Origin of the sequence: Xanthomonas sp. 1678 (genome assembly GCF_031455575.1) — a bacterium.
Lineage (GTDB): Bacteria > Pseudomonadota > Gammaproteobacteria > Xanthomonadales > Xanthomonadaceae > Xanthomonas_A.
The window spans coordinates 286,484-305,545 of sequence record NZ_JAVDSZ010000002.1 but is presented as its reverse complement, the minus strand read 5'-3'; the positions used below and the strand labels follow the sequence as shown (position 1 = coordinate 305,545).

Below are 19,062 nucleotides of genomic sequence, written 5' to 3'. Positions count from 1 at the left end.
CGATGCCGGTGGTTTCGGGCCCAGTCGGTTACGGGATGCGAGAATTCAGATCGCGTGCGTCGCGGATGCGGTCGCCCTTGATCTGCAAGGGCCTCGTGAGTTGTGTCGGCGTTGGTGATGTCTAGCGTGATCGGCTCGACAGGCAAGCCGTCGGTGCTCGTTTGTCGGCGGCGGCTCAGGTACATGCGGGATCGCGGCCGAACACAAGCTGCTGCTGGCCCCAGTGCAATCGCAAGCGTTGCAACCATGCCTACGAACTTGCGTCCGCTGGGTAGCCTTACCCGACACCTGTGGGTCTCAGCACGCAGCGTGGCGACGCCGGCCTCGGCGAGCTGGCGGACCGTTTCATGGCCGATGCCGCGGATGGCGCGCCAGTGGCGCGGGCAGCTGCCGCGAGGCGCTCATTTCAGGATCTCACCGGCAAGTCGGCGATAGCGCCGGGTCCGGCAGGTGGATGGCATGGCGAATCCGACGCCCCGTCGGTTCGGATATTCGCTCCTACGCCGCCAGCTTCATTCGCGTACGTAATAGGTCACGGAGTTGGCCTCCGGGATCGACAGCGAGATGCCTCGCACCTTTCCCCACGCATCGCGCCGGAACTCGAACACGAACGCGTACATCCCCGCCAGAACGAATTGTGCCGGTCCAAGGACGTGCAACGGCTGCGGCGCGTCCTGGCCTGGCAACAGCACTTCCACCTTGTCGCCCGCGACCTTCACCTGCAGGGAGTCGTGGTCGAAGCTGTCGGCCGAGGCACGGCGCAGGTCCATCGGCACACTGGTGTCCAGCCGGTAACGGCCGGCATAGTCCGGCGGAGGCGGCAGCCGCGGGGCCACGCCGCGGATCAGTGGATGCGCGCCCTGGCCGATCGCATCCGCCAACGCGTTGCGGATCTCGAAGGACAGTTCCGTGCCGTTGCTTCCGTTGGTGAGGATCACGAAGCCGTCGCCGGTTTCCGGATACCCCTCGAAAAACGCACGGTAACTGTCGTTGGCGCCCATGTGGAAGAAGTGGCGTCCCGGACCGGCGCCACCCAGACGCGGCCCCAGCCCGAAAGGCCCCGGGGAGACCTCGGTCATCATCGCCGTCGCCAACGGCTGCGGCAGAAAATCGCCTCGGCCCTGGTAGCTGTCGATCAACCCACCGACCAGCCGCCCGAGATCGTTTGCCGTCGTCCACAAGCCCGATGCTCCGGCCTCGGCGAAGCTTTCCCAGCCGCGCGGCAAGGCCGTCGGTGCGCCGCTCGCGTCATGCGCCTCGGCGATGTTGCCGCGTTCGGCCGAGAGCGGACTTTCGAAGGTGCTGCGGCGCATCCCCAGCGGAGCGAACACCCGGTCCTGGGCCACGTGCTGAAGCGGGTGGCCGGTCGCATCTTCGATGACGGCCTGTTCCACGGTGACGCCGCCGCCGGAATAGTCATTGACCTGTCCTGGCGGGTGCTTGAACGCGACCGCTTCGCCGTTGGCCGGTGTCTGCCCGTCGAGCACCTGCACGAGGGTCGGCAGCGGAGCCTCGGGGCGATAGTCCGCGAAACCGTGCACGCCCAGGCCGGAGGTATGCGACATCAGCATTCGCAGGCTGACGTTCGGGCGGGGAACGTCCGCGGAGGTCGGCAGCTTCCAGCGCTTGAGGTAGTCGCCGACGTTCCGGTCCAGATCGAGTTCGCCGTGCGCGATCAAGCGCAAGGCGGTGGTCGCGGTGGCGACCTTGCTGATCGAACCGACCGAAAACAGCGTGTCGCCGTCGACCTTGTCCTGCGTATGCGCTTGCCGCACGCCGTAGCCCGACACCGCTACCACTTCGCCATGTTTCAGTATCGCCACGGCGACGCCGGGCACCTTGTAGTGGCGCATGCGTTCGTCGATCGACCATCGTGGCAAAGCCTGGCCGGGCGCGAGCACGCTCGGGCGCAGCCCGTGGTCCAGCACGGCGAGCGGATCCTGCGCGGGTGCCGACTGCGCTTGCGCGGTCGCTGCGGCGGCGAGTGCGAGGACCAGCAGCCAACGGCGGCGCGACGGGCTTGCCCAAGGTGCCGGACGCTGGGTCGTTGTGGCATCCGACGTGCTTTTCATTGCATCTCCTTCGACCCCGGGAGGGTCGGGCAGTCGGGTAGCGGCAGCGCCCCTTCGGCATCGTCGCATGTTGCCGCAGGAAAATCGCGGCGCGCCATCTGCGCAGGAAGGCAAAGGCCTGGCGGCATCCCAAGGTTTGCGGGCGACCGCGACGGCCCGGGCGACATTGGCGAACAAGGTGTTTCTAACGCTTGCGTCAGCGGCTCACCCATGTCGGATATCGCGATGGCTTCGGAGCATCGGTCCGGCGCGTTACATGACGCTGCAACGCCTTTCGCTTCGTTCGTCGCGGCTGAAGCCGCTCCTACAGGGGGATCGAGGCGCACTGCACGCATGCACTGTAGGAACAGCTTCAGCCGCGACCGTATGTATCCGCAGCCGGCGCCATCGGGATTCAGGATGTCACGATGGTTCCGGGCCGACTTCGAGGCGTGATGCGATGACGAGGATTCGACTTCCCTCGTCGCGACTGATGACACTCCCACAAGGGATCACGCGGTCGCCCGCAGTGCGTGTGACTGCGCGAACTGCTGCACTTGCGCCTCGCCCACCGCGCCACCGATCAGGATCACGCCTGGGACGCCGATGCCCAGGCCTTCGACGTCCACGGCCAGGTGGTCGAGCGTGGTCAGCAGTTGCGCCTGCTGCGGCAGGCTCGCCGACTGCACCACCGCCGCCGGCGTGTCGCCGGGCAGGTGCCGCAGCAAGGCGGCGCTGAGCGCGGCGATGCGGCCCATGCCCATGTAGATCGCCAGCGTGGTGCGAGTGGCGCACAGTGCGGCCCAGTCCGGCTCGCCATGGTCCTGGGTGTGCGCGGTGACGAAGGTGATGCCGTGGCAGTGGTCGCGATGGGTCAGCGACATGCCCAGCCCGGCCGCCGCGGCGAACCCGGCGCTGACGCCGTTGACGATGCGCACCGCCACGCCAGACGCGCGCAGGAACGCGATCTCCTCGCCGGCGCGGCCGAACAACAGCGCCTCGCCGCCTTTGGCGCGCACCACGTTGGCGCCCTGCAGCGCATAGCGCCGCATCAGCCGGCAGATGAAATCCTGCGGCGTGGAGCGGCAGCCGCCGCGCTTGCCGACCCGGATCACCCGCGCCTGCGGCGCGAACTGCACGATGTCCGGGTTGACCAGGTCGTCGAGCAGCAGCACCTGCGCCGCGGCCAACGCCTTGACCGCCTTCAGCGTCAGCAGCTCCAGGTCGCCGGGACCGGCCGACAGCAACACCACTTCGCCGCTACCACGCACGCCGGACATGCTTGCATCGTTCATCGCAGACTCCACCCAGGAAGAAGGAACCACACCCAAGACATCGCACCCGCCTGCGCTCCGCCGCGCGCATCCGCGCCGTGTTTCCCCTGCGCCCGCCACGCGCGCCGTCGCCGCGCCCTACCGGCGACGCCGCGTGGGCCGCGAGCGCACGCGGCGTTCGTCGCTGCATCCCCAGCGGACACCAGGGCTGCGCGCGAGCCCCGACCACTCATGCGCAACGGGTCGTCGCGCACCGCAGCAGCTGCGGCGTGTGCGAAGCGGGATGATCTCGCCAGCGCCGGCACCACTGCGGCGTCCGCCCGCTGCACCTGCGACTCGTCACCAGCGCATCGCTTCGCCTTGCCGAGTAGAACGCAAGGTGGATGCCTACAGCGTTTCCTGCGCACTCCGTGGCCGGCACAAGGGCAACCTGCAAGCCGCAGCCGCTCATGCGCTTGCCGCCGTCGTGCACAGTCGCAGCACCTGCGGCATGCACCAGCCACACACGCTGCCGCAGCCCAGCCACACGCGGGTCTCTGCGAGCGCCGCGCCGCACGCGGCTTCGGCGCGAATCGCCTACCTGCAAGTCGCAGCCGCTCATGCGCTTGCCGCCGTCGCGCACAGTCGCAGCACCTGCGGCATGCACGAGCCGCACACGCTGCCGCAGCCCAGCCGCGCGCGGATCTCGGCCGGCGCCGCGCCGCGCGCGGCTTCGCTGCGGATCGCCGATTCGCGGACCTGCGTGCATTGGCACACCACCGGATCGCGTGCGCTGCCGCGGGCCTGCGCGAAGGCCGTCAGCCGCGCGCCGTACCAGACCTCGCCGCTCAGCGCGCGCTCCAGCAGCCCTTCGCCGCCGGCATCGCGCTGTGCGCCGGCCAACAGCAGGCCGTCGAGGTGGCTGGCCGGCGCGGCGCCGCGCCAGGCCACGCGCTTGAGCAGGCCGCGGCGCGCGTCGCGGTATTCGAGGATGTCGGCGTCGCCGCCGGCCAAGGCCAGCGCCGCGGCCAGCGCCTCCAGTTGCGCGGCGGCCGGCGCCTGCTCGGCGGCGGCGCGCAATACCAGCCAGGCCTGCTCCTGCTCGCCGCTCTCGGCCTGCAGGCTCAGCGCGGCATAGCCGAAGTCGCGCAGCCACGGTTGCGCAGCGGCCTGCAGCGCGAGCACGTCGCCGCGCCGCGCCAGCAGCAGGTGCCAGCCGAACTCGGCCTTCTCCACGCGCACCGCGGCATGCTTGAGCTCGGGCTGCTGCGAGCGCGCATCCACCGTACCCAGGCTGAGTTCGTTGATGCCGCCGTTGTCCAGGAACTGCGCATTCCAGTGCATCGCCGCGAACACGTCGCCGGAGCGCATCTCTTCGCACGGCTCCAGCGGCAGCACTACGCTGCCGCGCTTGCTCACGACACGCACCAGATCGCCGGCGGCCAGCCCGCGCCGCGCCGCGTCCTGCGGATGCATGCGCAGGCCCGGCTGCGGACTGTGCGCGAACAGCCCCGGCACCCTGCCGCTGCGCGACATGCCGTGCCACTGGTCGCGCAGGCGTCCGCTCAGCAGGCGCAGCGGGAAGCGCGCGGAGGTCGGCTCGGCCACCGGCTTGTACGGCGTGGGATGGAAGCGCGCGCGGCCGTCGGCGGTGGCGAACACGCCGTCGGTGTAGCGTCGCGCCTGGCCGCGCGCGGCGCCGGCCGGCAGCGGCCATTGCTGCGGGCCTTGCGTCTCCAGCCGCGCGTAGTCGAGTCCGCCGATATCCAGGTCGCGGCCGACGCTCAGCGCGCGATGCTCGTCGAACACCGCCGAGGTATCGGTGAAGCCGAAACGCGAGCCGGCGGCAGGCGCGTCCAGCCGCGCTTCCAGCCGCCGCGCCACTTCGTTGGCGATCCACCAGTCCGGTTTGGCCGCACCCGGCGCCGGCAGCGCCTGGCGCACGCGCGAGATGCGGCGCTCGGAATTGGTCACCGTGCCGTCCTTCTCGCCCCAGCTCGCCGCCGGCAGCAGCACGTCGGCGAACGGCACCGTATCGGTCTGCACGAAAGCGTCCTGCACGATCACCAGTTCGGCCTGGCGCAACGCATCGCGCACCTGCGCGATGTCCGGCATCGAGTGCACGGGATTGGTGCAGGCGATCCACACCGCCTTGACCTCGCCGCGGCGCAGCGCATCGAACAGCGCCACCGCCGGCAGGCCGGGACGCGCCGACAGCCGCTCGGCCGGCAGCTGCCACAGCCGCTCCAGTTCGGCGCGATCGGTGGCGCTGGCGATCTCGCGGTGCGCGGCCAGCATCGTCGCCATGCCGCCGACCTCGCGCCCGCCCATCGCGTTCGGCTGTCCGGTCAGCGAGAACGGGCCGGCGCCGGGCTTGCCGATCTGCGCGGTGGCCAGGTGCAGGTGGATCAGCGCCAGGTTCTTGTCGGTGCCGTGCGCGGACTGGTTCAGGCCCATGCAATACAGCGACAGCGCCGGCGCGTCGCGGCCGAACCATTCCGCCGCCTGCACCAGGTCGGCGACCGGGATGCCGCAGATGTCGGCGGCCATCGCCGGGGTGTACTCGCGCAATGTCTGCCGCAGTTCGGCGAAACCCTGCGTGTGTGCGGCGATGAACGCGCGATCGATGCGGTCTTCCCAGATCAGGTGATGCAGCATGCCGTTGAACAGCGCCACGTCGGTGCCGGGCTGGATCGGCAGGTGCAGGTCGGCCATCGCCGCGGTGTCGGTGCGGCGCGGGTCGACCACGATCCAGCGCACGTCCGCATCGCGCGCGCGCGCCTCCTCGAGCCGGCGGAACAGCACCGGGTGCGCATAGGCCATGTTGCTGCCGGCCAGCAGCACGGTCCTGGCCAGTTCCAGATCCTCGTAGCAGGTCGGCGGGCCGTCCGCGCCCAGCGCCATCTTGTAGCCGGTGACCGCGCTGGACATGCACAGCCGCGAATTGGTGTCGATGTTGTTGGTGCCGATCAGGCCCTTGGCCAGCTTGTTGAAGACGTAGTAGTCCTCGGTCAGCAATTGCCCGGACAGGTAGAACGCCACCGCGTCCGGCCCGTGCCGTTCGACGATGCCGGCCAGGCGCTCGGCCACGCTGTCCAGCGCCACCGCCCAGTCCACCGCACGGCGTGGTGCGTCGCGGTGCGTGCGCAGTTCCGGCTGCAGCGCGCGGCCATGCAGGCTGCGCACGGTCTGCGGCAGCGTGCGGCCCTTGCTGCACAGCCGGCCGTAGTTGGCCGGGTGTTCCGGGTCGCCCTCGATGCCGACGATGCGCGCGGCGCCGTCGGCGGCGTGCTCGGTCTCGATCAGCACGCCGCAGCCGACCCCGCAGTAGCAGCAGGTGGAACGGGTCAGCGTGCGCCGCGCCGCGGTGTCCGCGACCGCGCTGGCCGCGGGCACGTGCGCGCCGTCCATCACGCGGCGCCCTGCAACGACAGCCACACCTCGCCGTCGTCCACCCGCACCGGATAGCGGCGCGCGCAGCCCACGTCCGGCGCACAGGCCTGGCCGCTGTCCAGGGCGATGTTCCAGTTGTGCAACGGGCAGGTGACGCTGTCGCCGGCGACGATGCCCTGCGACAGCGGCCCGCCCTTGTGCGGACAGCGGTCGACCAACGCGAACACGCGGTCGCCGGCGGTGCGGAACAGCGCGATCGGGTCGGTGCCGGCGATCTGCAGCACGCGCGCGCCGAGCGCGGGGATGTCGTCGATGCGGCAGATGCGGATCCAGTGGCGGGCGCTGGCGTCGGCGGCACTGCTGTCGGACTCGATGAGGTCGGAAGCGGCTGCGTGCATCGTTCAGTCCTCCACCAGCGCCAGCGGCGCGGCCACGCGCAGCGGCTGGAACTCGCGCTGCTTGGCCCCGGCGATGCGCTCGGCCCACGGATCGGGCAGGCCTTCCAGCGCGTACAGCAGGCGCTCGTACAGCGCGCGGCGGTTGCCCGCGTCCTCGATCACACGCTGGCGGATGTAGTCCATGCCCACGCGCTCGATGTAGTGCACGGTGCGGTCCAGGTAGTAGGCCTCTTCGCGGTACAGCTGCAGGAATGCGCCGGTGTACTCCTTCACCTCCTCGGCGGTCTTGACCTTGACCAGGAACTTGGCGACCTCGGTCTTCATGCCGCCGTTGCCGCCGATGTGCAGCTCCCAACCCGACTCCACCGCGATGATGCCCACGTCCTTGATCCCGGACTCGGCGCAGTTGCGCGGGCAGCCGGACACCGCCAGCTTCACCTTGTGCGGGCTCCACATGTTGGCCAGCATGGTCTCCAGGTCGATGCCCATCTGCGTGCTGTTCTGCGTGCCGAAGCGGCAGAACTCGCTGCCCACGCAGGTCTTCACCGTGCGGATCGACTTGCCGTAGGCATGCCCGGAATTCATCCCCAGGTCCTTCCACACGCCCACCAGGTCTTCCTTGCGGATGCCGAGCAGATCGATGCGCTGGCCGCCGGTGACCTTGACCATCGGCACCGCGTACTTGTCGGCCACGTCGGCGATGCGGCGCAGTTCCGAGGCGTTGGTCACCCCGCCCTTCATCTGCGGGATCACCGAGAAGGTGCCGTCCTTCTGGATGTTGGCGTGGGCGCGCTCGTTGATGAAGCGCGACTGCGGATCGTCCACCGCCTCGCGCGGCCAGGTCGACAGCAGGTAGTAGTTGATCGCCGGACGACACGTCGCGCAGCCATTGGGACTGCGCCACTGCAGCTGCGCATACACCGCGCCATGCGTGAGCAGCTTGCCCTCGCGGATCGCCTGGCGCACCTCGCCGTGGCTGAGGTCGGTGCAGCCGCACACCGCCTTGGTCTTGGGCGTCTGCTGGAAGTTGGAGCCCAGGCAGTTCATCAGGATCTGCTCGACCAGGCCGGTGCACGAGCCGCAGGAACTGGCCGCCTTGGTCTGCTTCTTGACCTCGTCGACGGTGAACAAGCCTTGCGCGTTGATCGCCTTGACGATGGTGCCCTTGCACACGCCGTTGCAGCCGCACACCTCGTCGCTGTCGCGCATCGCGCTGGCACGGTCCTGGCCGGCGGTGCCGGCGTCGCCGAGCGCGCTCTCGCCGAACATCAGCCGCTCGCGGCGCTCGCCGATCGGGCTGGCGTCCTTGAGCAGCTGGAAATACCAGGCGCCGTCGTTGGTGTCGCCGTACAGGCAGGCGCCGACCAGCTTGTCGTCCTTCAGCACCAGCTTCTTGTAGACGCCGCCGGCCGGGTCGGACAGCACGATCTCCTCGCTGCCGTCCCCGCCCATGAAATCGCCGGCCGAGAACAGGTCGATGCCGGTGACCTTGAGCTTGGTCGAGGCCACCGAGCCGCGGTAGATGCCGATGCCGAACCCGGCCAGGTGGTTGGCGCAGATCTTGGCCTGCTCGAACAGCGGCGCGACCAGCCCGTAGGCGATGCCGCGGTGGCTGGCGCATTCGCCGACCGCGTACACGCGCGGGTCGAAGGTCTGCAGCGTGTCGTTGACCACGATGCCGCGCGTGCAGTGGATGCCGGCGGCCTGCGCCAGCGCGATGTTGGGGCGGATGCCGGCGGCCATCACCACCAGGTCGGCCGGCACCTCGCTGCCGTCGGAGAACTTCACCGCCACCACTTCGCCAGCGGCGTTGCCGACCAGTTCGGTGGTGGAGGTGCCGAGGCGGAAGTCCAGGCCGCGTTCGCTGAGCGAGCGCTGCAGCAGCTGCCCGGCGACCGGATCGAGCTGGCGCTCCAGCAGCCAGTCGGCCAGGTGCACCACGGTCACCTGCATGCCGCGCTGCTTGAGCCCATTGGCCGCCTCCAGGCCGAGCAGGCCGCCGCCGATCACCACCGCGTGGCGCTTGCGCGTGGCGGTGTCGATCATGGTCTGCGTGTCGTGCATGTCGCGGTAGCCGATCACGCCCTTCAGCTCCTTGCCCGGCACCGGCAGCACGATCGGCAGCGAGCCGGTGGCCAGCAGCAGGCGATCGTACGGCGCCTCGGTGCCATCGGCGGCGATCACCTTGCGCTTGACCCGGTCGATGCGGGTCACTTCCTTGCCCACGTGCAGGCGGATGCCGTGCTCCGCATACCAGGCCAGCGGATTGAGCACGATCTCGTCGAACCGTTGTTCGCCGGCCAGCACCGGCGAGAGCAGGATGCGGTTGTAGTTCGGATGCGGCTCGGCGCCGAACACGGTGATGTCGTACATCCCCGGCATCAGCTTGAGCAGTTCTTCCACGGTGCGGATGCCGGCCATGCCGTTGCCCACCACCACCAGTCTTGGCTTGTTCATTCGCGTCTCGCTTCGGTGGAGAGGATCAGACCCGCGCCGCGCCGGCCGCGGCCCACTGGCTGCGCCAGTGCTGCTTGACGTTGGACAGCAGGCCCCAGGCCAGCAGCGCGCAGCCGGCGAACAGCCACAGCCCCAACGCATAGCTGCCGGTGTGCTGCTTGACGATGCCCAGCCCCGCGGCGAGCAGGAACCCGCCGATGCCGCCGGCCATGCCGATCAACCCGGTCATCAGCCCGATGTCGCGACCGAACCGCTGCGGCACCAGCTGGAACACCGCGCCGTTGCCGGTGCCCAGGCACAGCAGGGTCAGCACGAACAGCGCCACCGTCGCCGCCGGACCGCCGACCCCGACCGCCGCGGCGGCCACCAGCAGCGCCACCAGCAGATAGATCGACAGCAGCGTGCGCGTGCCGCCGATGCGGTCGGCCAGCGCACCGCCCAGCGGACGCATCACCGAACCGGCCAGCACGCACGCCGCGGTGGCCCAGCCGGCGAGCTTGGGAGAGAAGTCGAACTGATCGTGGAAGTAGCCGGGCAAGGCGCTGGCGAACCCGGCGAAACCCCCGAAGGTGATCGCGTAGAACAGCATGAACCACCACGAATCGCGGTTGCCGACCAGCACCCGCGCGTAGTCGCCCAGGTGCTTGCGCGGCACCTCCACCGGCGCGTCCTTGGCGAACGCCGCGAACACCAGCAAGGTCAGCGCCAGCGGAATGCAGGCCAGCCCGAACACCGCTTGGTAGCCGAACGCCGTGGCCAGCACCGGCGCGAACAGCGCCGCGAACACCGTGCCGGAATTGCCGGCGCCGGCGATGCCCATCGCCGTGCCCTGGTGCTGCGGCGGATACCAGCGCGACGCCAGCGGCAGCGCCACCGCGAACGAGGCCCCGGCCACGCCCAGCATCGACCCCAGCAACAGCACCTGCGCGAAGCTGTGCACGCCCAACTGCCACGCCGCCAGCAGCGCCACGATCACCAGCACCTGCGCCAGCATGCCTGCGCGCTTGGCGCCGATCACGTCGGCGAGCATGCCCAGGAACAGCCGCAACACCGCCCCGCACAGGATCGGCACCGCCACCATCAACGCGCGTTGCTGCGTATCCAGCGACAGCGCCGCGGCGATCTGCACCTGCAACGGCCCGAGCAGGTACCAGACCATGAAGCTCAGGTCGAAATACAGGAACGCCGACAACAGCGTGGGCGTATGCCCGGATTGCCAGAACGATCGATTCATCCGCGCCATCTCCGAGAAACGTTGGGCCGCAGCGCTGCACACCACCCGCAGCACGCGGTAGTCGAGGGGAGGGAAAAACGAAAACGGCGCCGTCCGGTTCGCACCGGAAGACGCCGTTGTCTGGGCAGGCGGACCGCCGTTGGCCCGCCTGCCGAATCGAATTGGTGCGGACACCCCGTTGCGTCCGCGCTGGAGCTATCGCAATCGGCGTGCCAAGTCGCCTCGGCGCCGGTACAGCGGAAGAATCGCCATAAAATTCAAGGCACTGGCGGATCCACCGGCAACCTGCAACCCGCTTGCGCAGCCACCGCGGCGAGCCTCAACGAACACAAGTGGTGCGCGGCGCACCTTTATTGTGCGCCGCGGCAACTGCGGCGATGCCGGCAGCGCGCTTCATTGGATGCCTGCTGACGGCAAAGGCGCTTGCGGCCACCGCCAAGACACAACCACTTCACACTCGACCCTTACCGGCATCACTTGAGCGTCCCAAGCTTGTGGCTTTCTGCTTCAGGGGGATTGCCCGCATGCCTTTCAAGAACCCGCGGTCCATGCTTCTCGTCTGCATCGTCCTGCTTGGCGGGTGCGGCAGTCGTACACCGCATCGCCCACCAGACCTGCAACTGCTGGCGACGGACGTCCATGTCGCCGTTGCCGAGCATGCGCTGGTCCTGCCATTCGTCGCACTGGAAGATCATGCGTCAGGAGGGATGTCGTTCTCCCTCGACCGGGCAGCCGACCGGGAGCGTGCGACCGAGCGGCGCGTCGCCTTCCTTCGCGACACGCGCGACGATCGACACCCGCTCGAACTAGACCTGGTATCAGTCGCGGTGTACCCATACGGTGAGACCGACCTTGCCAGTGCGGGTCAGCTGTGTCCCACGTTTTCGCGCCAGTGGGCCAGATCCATGTGTACTGACACGTCGTATGTGGTGCGACGCGCGCTTCCTCCCAAACGCTTCAAGCTGGTCGATCTCGCCCAGCTTCGGCTCGACGATCCCCGCGGGCCAGCGAACTGCCTCCGCGATCGGAAGCGCAACGCGTTACCGTCCATTCCTGGGCGCGCCGTACTCGTCTGTCCCGCGCTGGTTTTTGGCGGCGACGAGGACGGGTTTCATATCGCGGTCGTCCGGATAGACGGCGATCTGGGTGCAATGTGGACCGTATGGCGGAATGGGCAAGGCGGCGAGTCGGCTGAAGCGATGGCCACGCGGGAAGGCAACGCCATCGCACTGTTCGTCGACTCGGCCCTTGGGAAGGTCGAGAATCACCCGAAGCTCGTGCAGGGCATGAGCACGCTGCAGCGCCCCCAGCGGTGACGCCTCATCTGCCACGTTCATCGTCCGCTTTCGGTCGGAAACGGACATCCGCAGACGATCGCAGCATCTGCGCCCACACCGCGCCGCGGACGCGATGCGACCTCAGGCGTACGCTCGCGCAAGCGGCATGACACGTCGATCCGGCAGCAGCCAGCTACGGCGCGCTTCGATCTACATACGGCCGCGACTGCAAGATCACCACCTCGTCGCCGACCACGGCCCATTCGATGTCCTGGTCCGCGCCGCCCAGCGCCTGCTTGGTGGAGGCGCCGACCTTGGCCAGCCGCGCGATGAGCGCGTCGGTCAGCACCTGGCGCGAGCCGGTGATGGGCACTTCGCGGACGCCGCCAGCGGCGTTGGCCACGAGCTGGGTGTCTTCCGCCGAGCGGCTCAGCACCTGCACCGCCTTGGACCAGGTCGAATACATCACCTGTTCGGCCTGGCGCTTGCCTTCCACCACGCGGATGCCGAGCCCGCGCTTGGCCGAGATGTAGGTGATGTGGCGGCGGGCGGCGTCGAACGGGTCGCGGGTGATCATCACCCCCGAGCTGTCCGACGGCGCGGCCAGCTGCACCAGCACCGCCATCGCTACCGCGTCCTGGCCCAGCCCCGCCGCCGTGCGCGCTTCGTAGGCCTCGAAGTTGTAGACCGACGCCCACACCGTCTGCACGGCCTTGGCCAGGGCATCGGCGCGGGTCACGTTGGGGACGGTGGTGTACAGGCCGGCACCACTGAAGCCCGGCAGATCCTCGGAGTTGGACGAGCTGCGCACGAACACCGCACCGCCCTGCAGTTGGCTCCGCCATTGCGCGTCCAGCGCGCGCACGAAGGCGGGATCGGGCGCGGCGTCGGCAATCTCGGCGCGCAGCGCTGCCAGCGTGTCGCGGCGGATGTTGGAGTCGGTCCCGAACCCTGGGCGGCGCTGCAGTTCCTGCAGACGCTGCGGAATCCGCAGCCGTTGCATCATCGCCTGATAGTGCGAGAACGGGATGCAGAAGCCGTCCGGCACGCGCGCGGCAGGCGGCAGCGCCGCCTTCAGCGTGCCGAGGTTGGCCGCCTTCACCCCGCAGTGGCTGCTGTCGCGCGCACGCAGCGCCGCCAGGGGCTTGAGCGCGACCACCGTCAGGTCCGGGCGCGGCAGGTTGCGCGCCGCCGGGCGGGCGGCCGTGGCCGATGGCGTCCGTGGCGGACGCGCCAGTGGCGTCACCCGGTAGTCGTTGTGGGTGACCTCCAGCGCCACCCAGCGTCCGTCGTACTGGCGCAGGGCGTTCTGGGCATCGCGCACGTAGACATTGGGAATGCCCCACCCCTTGGCCAGCAGGTTGACGTGGGACAGCAGGGTGGACGGGCGCTGCGTCACCAGGCCCGCGACCGGCGCCAAGGCGATGGGCACTTCGTCCAGGACCGGGATGTCGCGCGGCGACAGCGTGCGCAGCTGTTCCTCCGAGCGCACGATGCGCAGCCGTCCTTCGGCGCGGCCCGTGTTCAACGGCAGGAACCGCTGCTCGCGCAGCAGCACCTCCTGGCTGACGTAGGCCAGTCCCATGGAACTGGCCAGCTGCTCGTGCTGGGTGGAGTTGGTCTTGAAGCGGATCGGGTCGCGGAACGAGGCGCGCACCACGTCGTCGGTCTGCCGCAGCAACGCAGCGGTGAGCTTGTCGCCTTCCCAGAACTCGTAGGTGTAGCCCGGCAGATCCCGCTGCCAGCTCAGCGTACCGAACAGGAATCGCCGCTGCGGGTCGCGGTACTGCGCGTTGAGCGTCGCCTTGTCCATGGCGCGCACCAGCCGCTGGCGCTGCACGAACTCCTCGTGCAGCGCGTGACGGGGCGTGTTGATGTAGTAGATGCGCGCCGCATGCTGCCGGTCGATCACGAAGATCAGATGCGGCATCTCCAGCGCGGTCCCGGCGTTGTAGACCCGTGCGAGCTGCATGAACTGCGCACGGCTGTCGATGCGCGACAGATAGTCCGGCCCCTGCGTCGGCTGCACCGCGGCGTTGCTGCCCTGGCGGTATTCGTAGGGCGAAGGTTTGCGCGCAGTCTGCGCCAGCGCAGGCGCGGCGCACCACACCAGCAGCGCCAGCATGGCAACCCACGCGCACAGGCGCTGGCGACGGGGAAGGCGCGTACGGGCTCGGTCCATGATGCCGGTGCGGGAGAGTTGAGAGGGCGGATCATAAGCCAGTCCAGGTGGCTTTGGATGCCCTGGAGGCAAGGCCGGCGCGCGGCAGGGGAGCCATCGGGTTTGGACAACCATCGCGGCAAACAGTGACCGCGGCATCCAGCGATCACCGGCCGCCACGCGAGTAGCCGCCTGCGAACCTTGGCGAATGTTCGCTTTCGACCAGGAACGGACACGGCAAGCGCCCCTTCTTCGTCGGTGCGGTCTCCGTCAGCCACCTTTCCCGCTTCACACTCGCCCATCTACCTCCGCGCCGCGTCCGCGACGTTGACGAACACCGGATTGGAGTAGAACCATAGATCGTCCCAGGGATCTTCGCCGCGTTCGTCCACCAGCGCCTCGACGGCTCCAGTGCTGTTGCCCCGCGCTCGTACGAATGCCCCGCGCGAAGGCACCGGCAGTGACCAACGTGCCACGATCCAGTCGCCCTCACGCACCCACGTCGCCACGCCAAAGCCACGCCGCTGCATCTGCAGGGTGCCGTCCTCCCCCCTCCCGCCCACGATCAGTTCGATGTGCTTCAGCGCCGGGCGCAGCCCCTTCGCGTTGGCACGCGTCGGCTGCCGTACCCGCACTTCCACCTGCATCGTCTGTGTAACGGACAGCGTTACCGTGTCCCCCGGGGTCCCGGTGACATCACCACCCGCCACCCGAAGCTCCAGGGCGTCGATCAAGTCACCCGTCACCGTGAAGATGCGGCCGTACCGCAGTGCATCCAGGATGTCCCCGGCGTCCGGCCGTGCCCATGCATAGGTCTTGCTGTACTCACCGGGGTCATAGTCGCGTCCACCGTCGCGCAGGTTCACATGCGAGTCGGAGTTGGCCGTGATCCAGAATCGAATGCCGTCCGCCAGCATCTGGTCCCAGATGCCGCCCACCTGCGCGGTCATCTGATCGTAGCCACCCAAGGTGGGGGCGTCCGCATTGCGGTACAGGCCGCGCTCGGTGCGGATGGCCTGATGCCCCGGTGCGCCTTCCATGCCCACCAGCACGTTCGGCGCGGCCGCATGCCAACCCCGGAGCTCCTCGGGCGTGACCGCCCCCCATTCGCCCATGCCGGTCGCCGTGCGCGACGGGTGATTGATGAACATCAGCGGCGCAGGACGCAGATCCCGCAGATAGGCCAGTGCCGCCTGCATCTGCTGTTCGGTATCGCGGCTGCCCTGCAGAGGCTCGCTGCGGCTGAAGTCGCGTTCTGCGGTGACCAGCTGGTCCAGCTCCCCCGGGCCTGGCGCGATGATCAGCGAGGCGTGCTCCCCCGCCGGCACATCGAATTCCATGCCATTGAACTGGATCACTTCCGGCACGTCGGCTCGTGCCTGTACAAGTGCCGGGTAGGCGTGATCGCGCATGACCGCAGAGTGGCCGGGGCCACCATGATCGGTGTGCACCATCCAGCGCAGGCCGAAGGCTTTGGCCTGCGCCGCGTTGCGGCTGCGGCTGTAGGGCGAATCTCCACCGCGCACCGGCGTGGGCGGCGTCGTGCTGCTGTCCCAGTCCACGCTCCATTCGCTGTGCACGTGGTGGTCGCCAGCCAGCCACTGACGGCCGGCATCGGCTGGAGCCGTGGCGGGAGCGGACACCGCCGGAGCCGACACTGCGAGCAGCGCCAGCATTAGGCATTTCTTCATGACGTGATCTCTGAAAAGCGTACGGACGACGTACGGATCCTTTCCGATCCGCACGCCGCCCGCAGCTGAACCATCCCTTAGAAGTCCGCGCGCACGCCCAGGCTGATGCGACGGCCCGAGGTCTCGTCCATGGTCGGGAAGGAGGGATCCATGGTGTAGCCGCTGGTCCGCTCGTTGGTGAGGTTGATGCCCTTCAGGCTGATCTTGATGTAGTCGGTGATGCGGTAGCCGATCGAGACATCCATCTGGCCATAGGCATCGCGCCAGATCGGGTACAGGTTGTAGCCGATCGATTCGACGTACTCGTCCTTGTGGTTGTAGGACACGCGGGCGTCGAAGCGCTCGCTCTCGTAGTACGCGGTGAGGTTCCAGGTCTTCTCCGACAGACCCGGCATCGGCGTGCGGATGCCCAGGTCGGACTCACCGGCCAGCGAGCTGTCCAGCATGGTGTAGTTGGCATTGATGCCGAAGCCATCCAGCCAGGGCGTGACCATGTTCAGCGGCAACTGCGCCACCAGCTCGATGCCGTCGACCTCGTAGGCCCCTTTGGCATTGACCGGCTGGTACACGTCGAAGTCGTAGATGCCGTTGAGGCTGCCGTTGGCGTTGTACACCGCCACGTCCTCGACCACGCCGGTCAGCGAATTGATCACCACGCCATCGATGTTCTTGCGGAAGTAGCTGGCGGCGAACAGGGCGCCGTTGTCCAGATACTTTTCCACGCCGATTTCCCACTGCTTGGCGTAGGTCGGCTTGAGCGCCGGATTACCGTCGGTGAAGCGGTAGGAGCTCCAGCTGGCGGTACGCTTGTAGGCGATGTCGGTCAGCGCTGGGCGCATCATCACCTTGGACGCGGCAGCACGCAGCAGCAGGCCGGGCGAGAGTTCGGCGGTCATGTTGAAGCTGGGCAGCAGGTCGTCGTAGCTGCCGTCCTTCGACACCGGGGTATCGGTGTAGCCGGTGCTGCCGTTGGGACGCTGGATCGGGTGATAACCGAACGAATCGACCTGCGTATCCACGTAGCGCGCGCCGGCGTTGACGCTGAACGGCACGCTGCCGATGTCGAAGGCGAAATCGGTCATGGCGTAGAGGCTCATCACCTTCTCGTCGACCTGGTAGTACTGGCCCGGGTCGAAGGGGGTGTAGAAGCCATCGTAGCGGAACGCACTGCGGGCGTACTCGTTGGAAATCTGCTGCCAGTTCAGCCCTTTGTTGGAGTAGCTGCCGCCCGGGACGATGTCGTCGATGGACTGCAGCGGACTGTCGGCCATCGTGCGGGTATTGACCCAGGCGGCGCTGCCGGCGGTCGGGCCGGTGATCTTCAGCTCCCCGTACTGGCGCTGCTTGGAGCGATCGGTGTAACGCGCGCCGAACTTGACCGTGTGCAGCGCCGGCAGGAAGGCCATATCCAGCAGACGGGTGACATTGACCTGGCCGGCGTACTTGTCGTCCTGCACCTTCTCCAGCGTGGTCTCATACGCTTCGAACAGGTACCGGCCCGGGGCGTTGTACATGTCGAAGCTGCCCGCCGCGGCAGTGGGGATCGTTTCACCGCTGCGTCCGGTCCAGCGGGTGCGCGAGGGCGCATAGGCCACGTGCTTGAGGTTGGAGAAATCCGAGGTCTTCTCCGCACCGGAATAGCCCACCAGCGCATCCACGTACCAGCTGTCGCCCTTCCAGTCCATCGCCAGACTGTACTGGCTGTAGTCGGTCTTGTTGATCCGTTCCTTGCTCAGCATCTCGTGCTGGGTCGCGGTGTAGGACACATCGCGCAACACCACCATGCCGTATTCGGACAGCGTGGTGGCGTCGTACTCGTGGATGGTGTCGAAGGTGCTGCGGCTGGAGGCCGAATAGGCCGCCGCGTCGTACTCGTCCTCGGTGCTGTCGTAGCCACCCACCATCGCGTCGAAGGTCAGGCTGAAGTTGTTGCTCGGCTTGTACTGCAGCGAACCGGTCGCGCCCCACTTGTCCTGCTCGTTGAGGTAGACGCGGTCGCCAACCTTGTCCTGGAATACCACCAGGTTGGTCTGGTCGGCGTCATTGCGGTTGCTGATGTTGACACCCGCGTCGCGCAGCAGCACGGCCTGTGCCTGGGTGCCGCGGGTGCCCGAGGCGGTCAGGAAGCGCGAGGACGGGCGGAAGTTGATGCCCGAAGTCGAGTCGGTGCGGTTGGTGCGCTTGGACTGCGAGTACGACACAAGCGCACCCCAGTCGCCCCAGGTATCGGCGGCGAGGAAGGCCAAGCGCGGGTCCACCTCCTCCGAGATGCTGTTGTGCGCGCCCTCGGCGGAGAACACCAGCTTGCGTTCGTCGTAGTCGAACGGGCGTGCGGTGGAGATCTTCACCGAGCCGGCAATGCCGCCCTCTTCGTCCGCGGCCGTGGGGGACTTCTGCACGGTGACCTGCTGGATGATCTCCGAGGCGAACATGTCGAACTCCACGTCACGCCCACCACTGCCCGAGGCCGTCGCCAGGTCGTTGATCGAAACGTGGGTGTACTCCGAAGGCAGGCCACGCACATTGACCTTGGTGCCCAGGCCCTTGCTGCGTTCGATGGTCACGCCCGGGACGCGCTGCAGGGCTTCGGCGAGGTTCTGCTCGGGAAAGTCGGCCACGTCGGTTGCGACGATCGAGTCGGAAAAGCCCACGGTGGTTCGCTTGATGTCCACGGCCTGTTCCAGGCTGCGGCTGTAGCTGCCAGTCACATGGATGGTTTCCAGGTTGGCGGCTTCCGCAACGGGGGCATCCACGCCGTCCTGGGCCGAAGCCGTGGCCGCCACCACCGCCGTACCCGCTGCTGCCAGCGCGGAGGTCGGGGCCGGCGAGGCACCGTCCTGCGCTTCGATGGTGACCGTGGTGGCATTGAGATAGCGGTAGCGCAGCCCGGTGCCGGCCAGCAGGCGGCTGAGCGCGGCATCCGCGCTCAGCCCGGCGGGCACGCCCGGCGTGCGCGGGTTGCCCGCACTCTGTGCGTTGTAGACGAACTGCAGGCCGGTCTGGCGCGACAAGGCATTGAGCGCCATGTCCAGCGGCTGCGAGGCGATGGCCTCGCTGGCCACGCGGACCGGTTCTGCGGCGTTGGCACCCGCCGTGGCGGTGGCCTGCAGTGCAAGGGCGATGGAAAGGAACAGTGTGCGGCGCATC

10 protein-coding genes are annotated in these 19,062 nt (G+C 68.4%); 1 reads left to right on the top strand and 9 read right to left on the bottom strand.

Annotated elements, in window-relative coordinates; all coding sequences use genetic code 11:
- Window positions 1-512: 512 nt before the first annotated feature.
- From J2Y70_RS04450 to J2Y70_RS04425, 6 genes are all read right to left on the bottom strand, one after another.
- Window positions 513-2,072: a serine hydrolase domain-containing protein gene (locus tag J2Y70_RS04450; RefSeq protein WP_309913810.1), complete on the bottom strand. Its 1,560-nt coding sequence runs from the start codon at window positions 2,070-2,072 to the stop codon at window positions 513-515.
- Between the two features lie 491 nt (window positions 2,073-2,563).
- Entirely contained in the window at window positions 2,564-3,304 is a 741-nt protein-coding gene (gene cobA, locus J2Y70_RS04445; protein WP_309914699.1) for a uroporphyrinogen-III C-methyltransferase, read from the bottom strand.
- Window positions 3,305-3,922: 618 nt separating this feature from the next.
- Window positions 3,923-6,715, bottom strand: coding sequence for a molybdopterin-dependent oxidoreductase (locus J2Y70_RS04440; protein WP_309913807.1), 2,793 nt, complete (start codon window positions 6,713-6,715; stop codon window positions 3,923-3,925).
- The gene (gene nirD, locus J2Y70_RS04435; RefSeq protein ID WP_309913804.1) at window positions 6,715-7,095 is read right to left on the bottom strand and encodes a nitrite reductase small subunit NirD; all 381 of its coding nucleotides are present in this window, start codon (window positions 7,093-7,095) and stop codon (window positions 6,715-6,717) included. The genes J2Y70_RS04440 and nirD overlap by 1 nt, the downstream gene beginning before the upstream one ends.
- A gap of 3 nt (window positions 7,096-7,098) precedes the next feature.
- Complete coding sequence (nirB, locus tag J2Y70_RS04430) at window positions 7,099-9,516, bottom strand: nitrite reductase large subunit NirB (RefSeq protein WP_309914697.1); 2,418 nt, start codon at window positions 9,514-9,516, stop codon at window positions 7,099-7,101.
- A gap of 61 nt (window positions 9,517-9,577) precedes the next feature.
- Window positions 9,578-10,747 (bottom strand): nitrate/nitrite transporter, encoded by a 1,170-nt coding sequence (locus J2Y70_RS04425; RefSeq protein ID WP_309914695.1) that lies wholly within the window; start codon window positions 10,745-10,747, stop codon window positions 9,578-9,580.
- Between the two features lie 563 nt (window positions 10,748-11,310).
- On the opposite strand from J2Y70_RS04425, the gene J2Y70_RS04420 reads away from it, so the two are divergent.
- Window positions 11,311-12,102 carry a hypothetical protein gene (locus tag J2Y70_RS04420; RefSeq protein WP_309913801.1) on the top strand — a complete coding sequence of 264 codons (792 nt, stop codon included), beginning with the start codon at window positions 11,311-11,313 and terminating at the stop codon, window positions 12,100-12,102.
- Between the two features lie 154 nt (window positions 12,103-12,256).
- Here J2Y70_RS04420 and J2Y70_RS04415 read toward each other — a convergent pair whose 3' ends face one another.
- The 3 genes from J2Y70_RS04415 to J2Y70_RS04405 form a co-directional block, all read right to left on the bottom strand.
- A complete protein-coding gene (locus tag J2Y70_RS04415; RefSeq protein ID WP_309913798.1) occupies window positions 12,257-14,188 on the bottom strand; it encodes a PEP/pyruvate-binding domain-containing protein in 1,932 nt (643 codons plus the stop codon).
- Window positions 14,189-14,526: 338 nt separating this feature from the next.
- Window positions 14,527-15,900, bottom strand: a complete 1,374-nt coding sequence (locus J2Y70_RS04410) for a hypothetical protein (protein ID WP_309913795.1) — start codon at window positions 15,898-15,900, stop codon at window positions 14,527-14,529.
- A 92-nt stretch (window positions 15,901-15,992) separates the two neighbouring features.
- Window positions 15,993-19,061 carry a TonB-dependent receptor gene (locus tag J2Y70_RS04405; protein ID WP_309913792.1) on the bottom strand — a complete coding sequence of 1,023 codons (3,069 nt, stop codon included), beginning with the start codon at window positions 19,059-19,061 and terminating at the stop codon, window positions 15,993-15,995.
- Window position 19,062 lies beyond the last annotated feature (1 nt).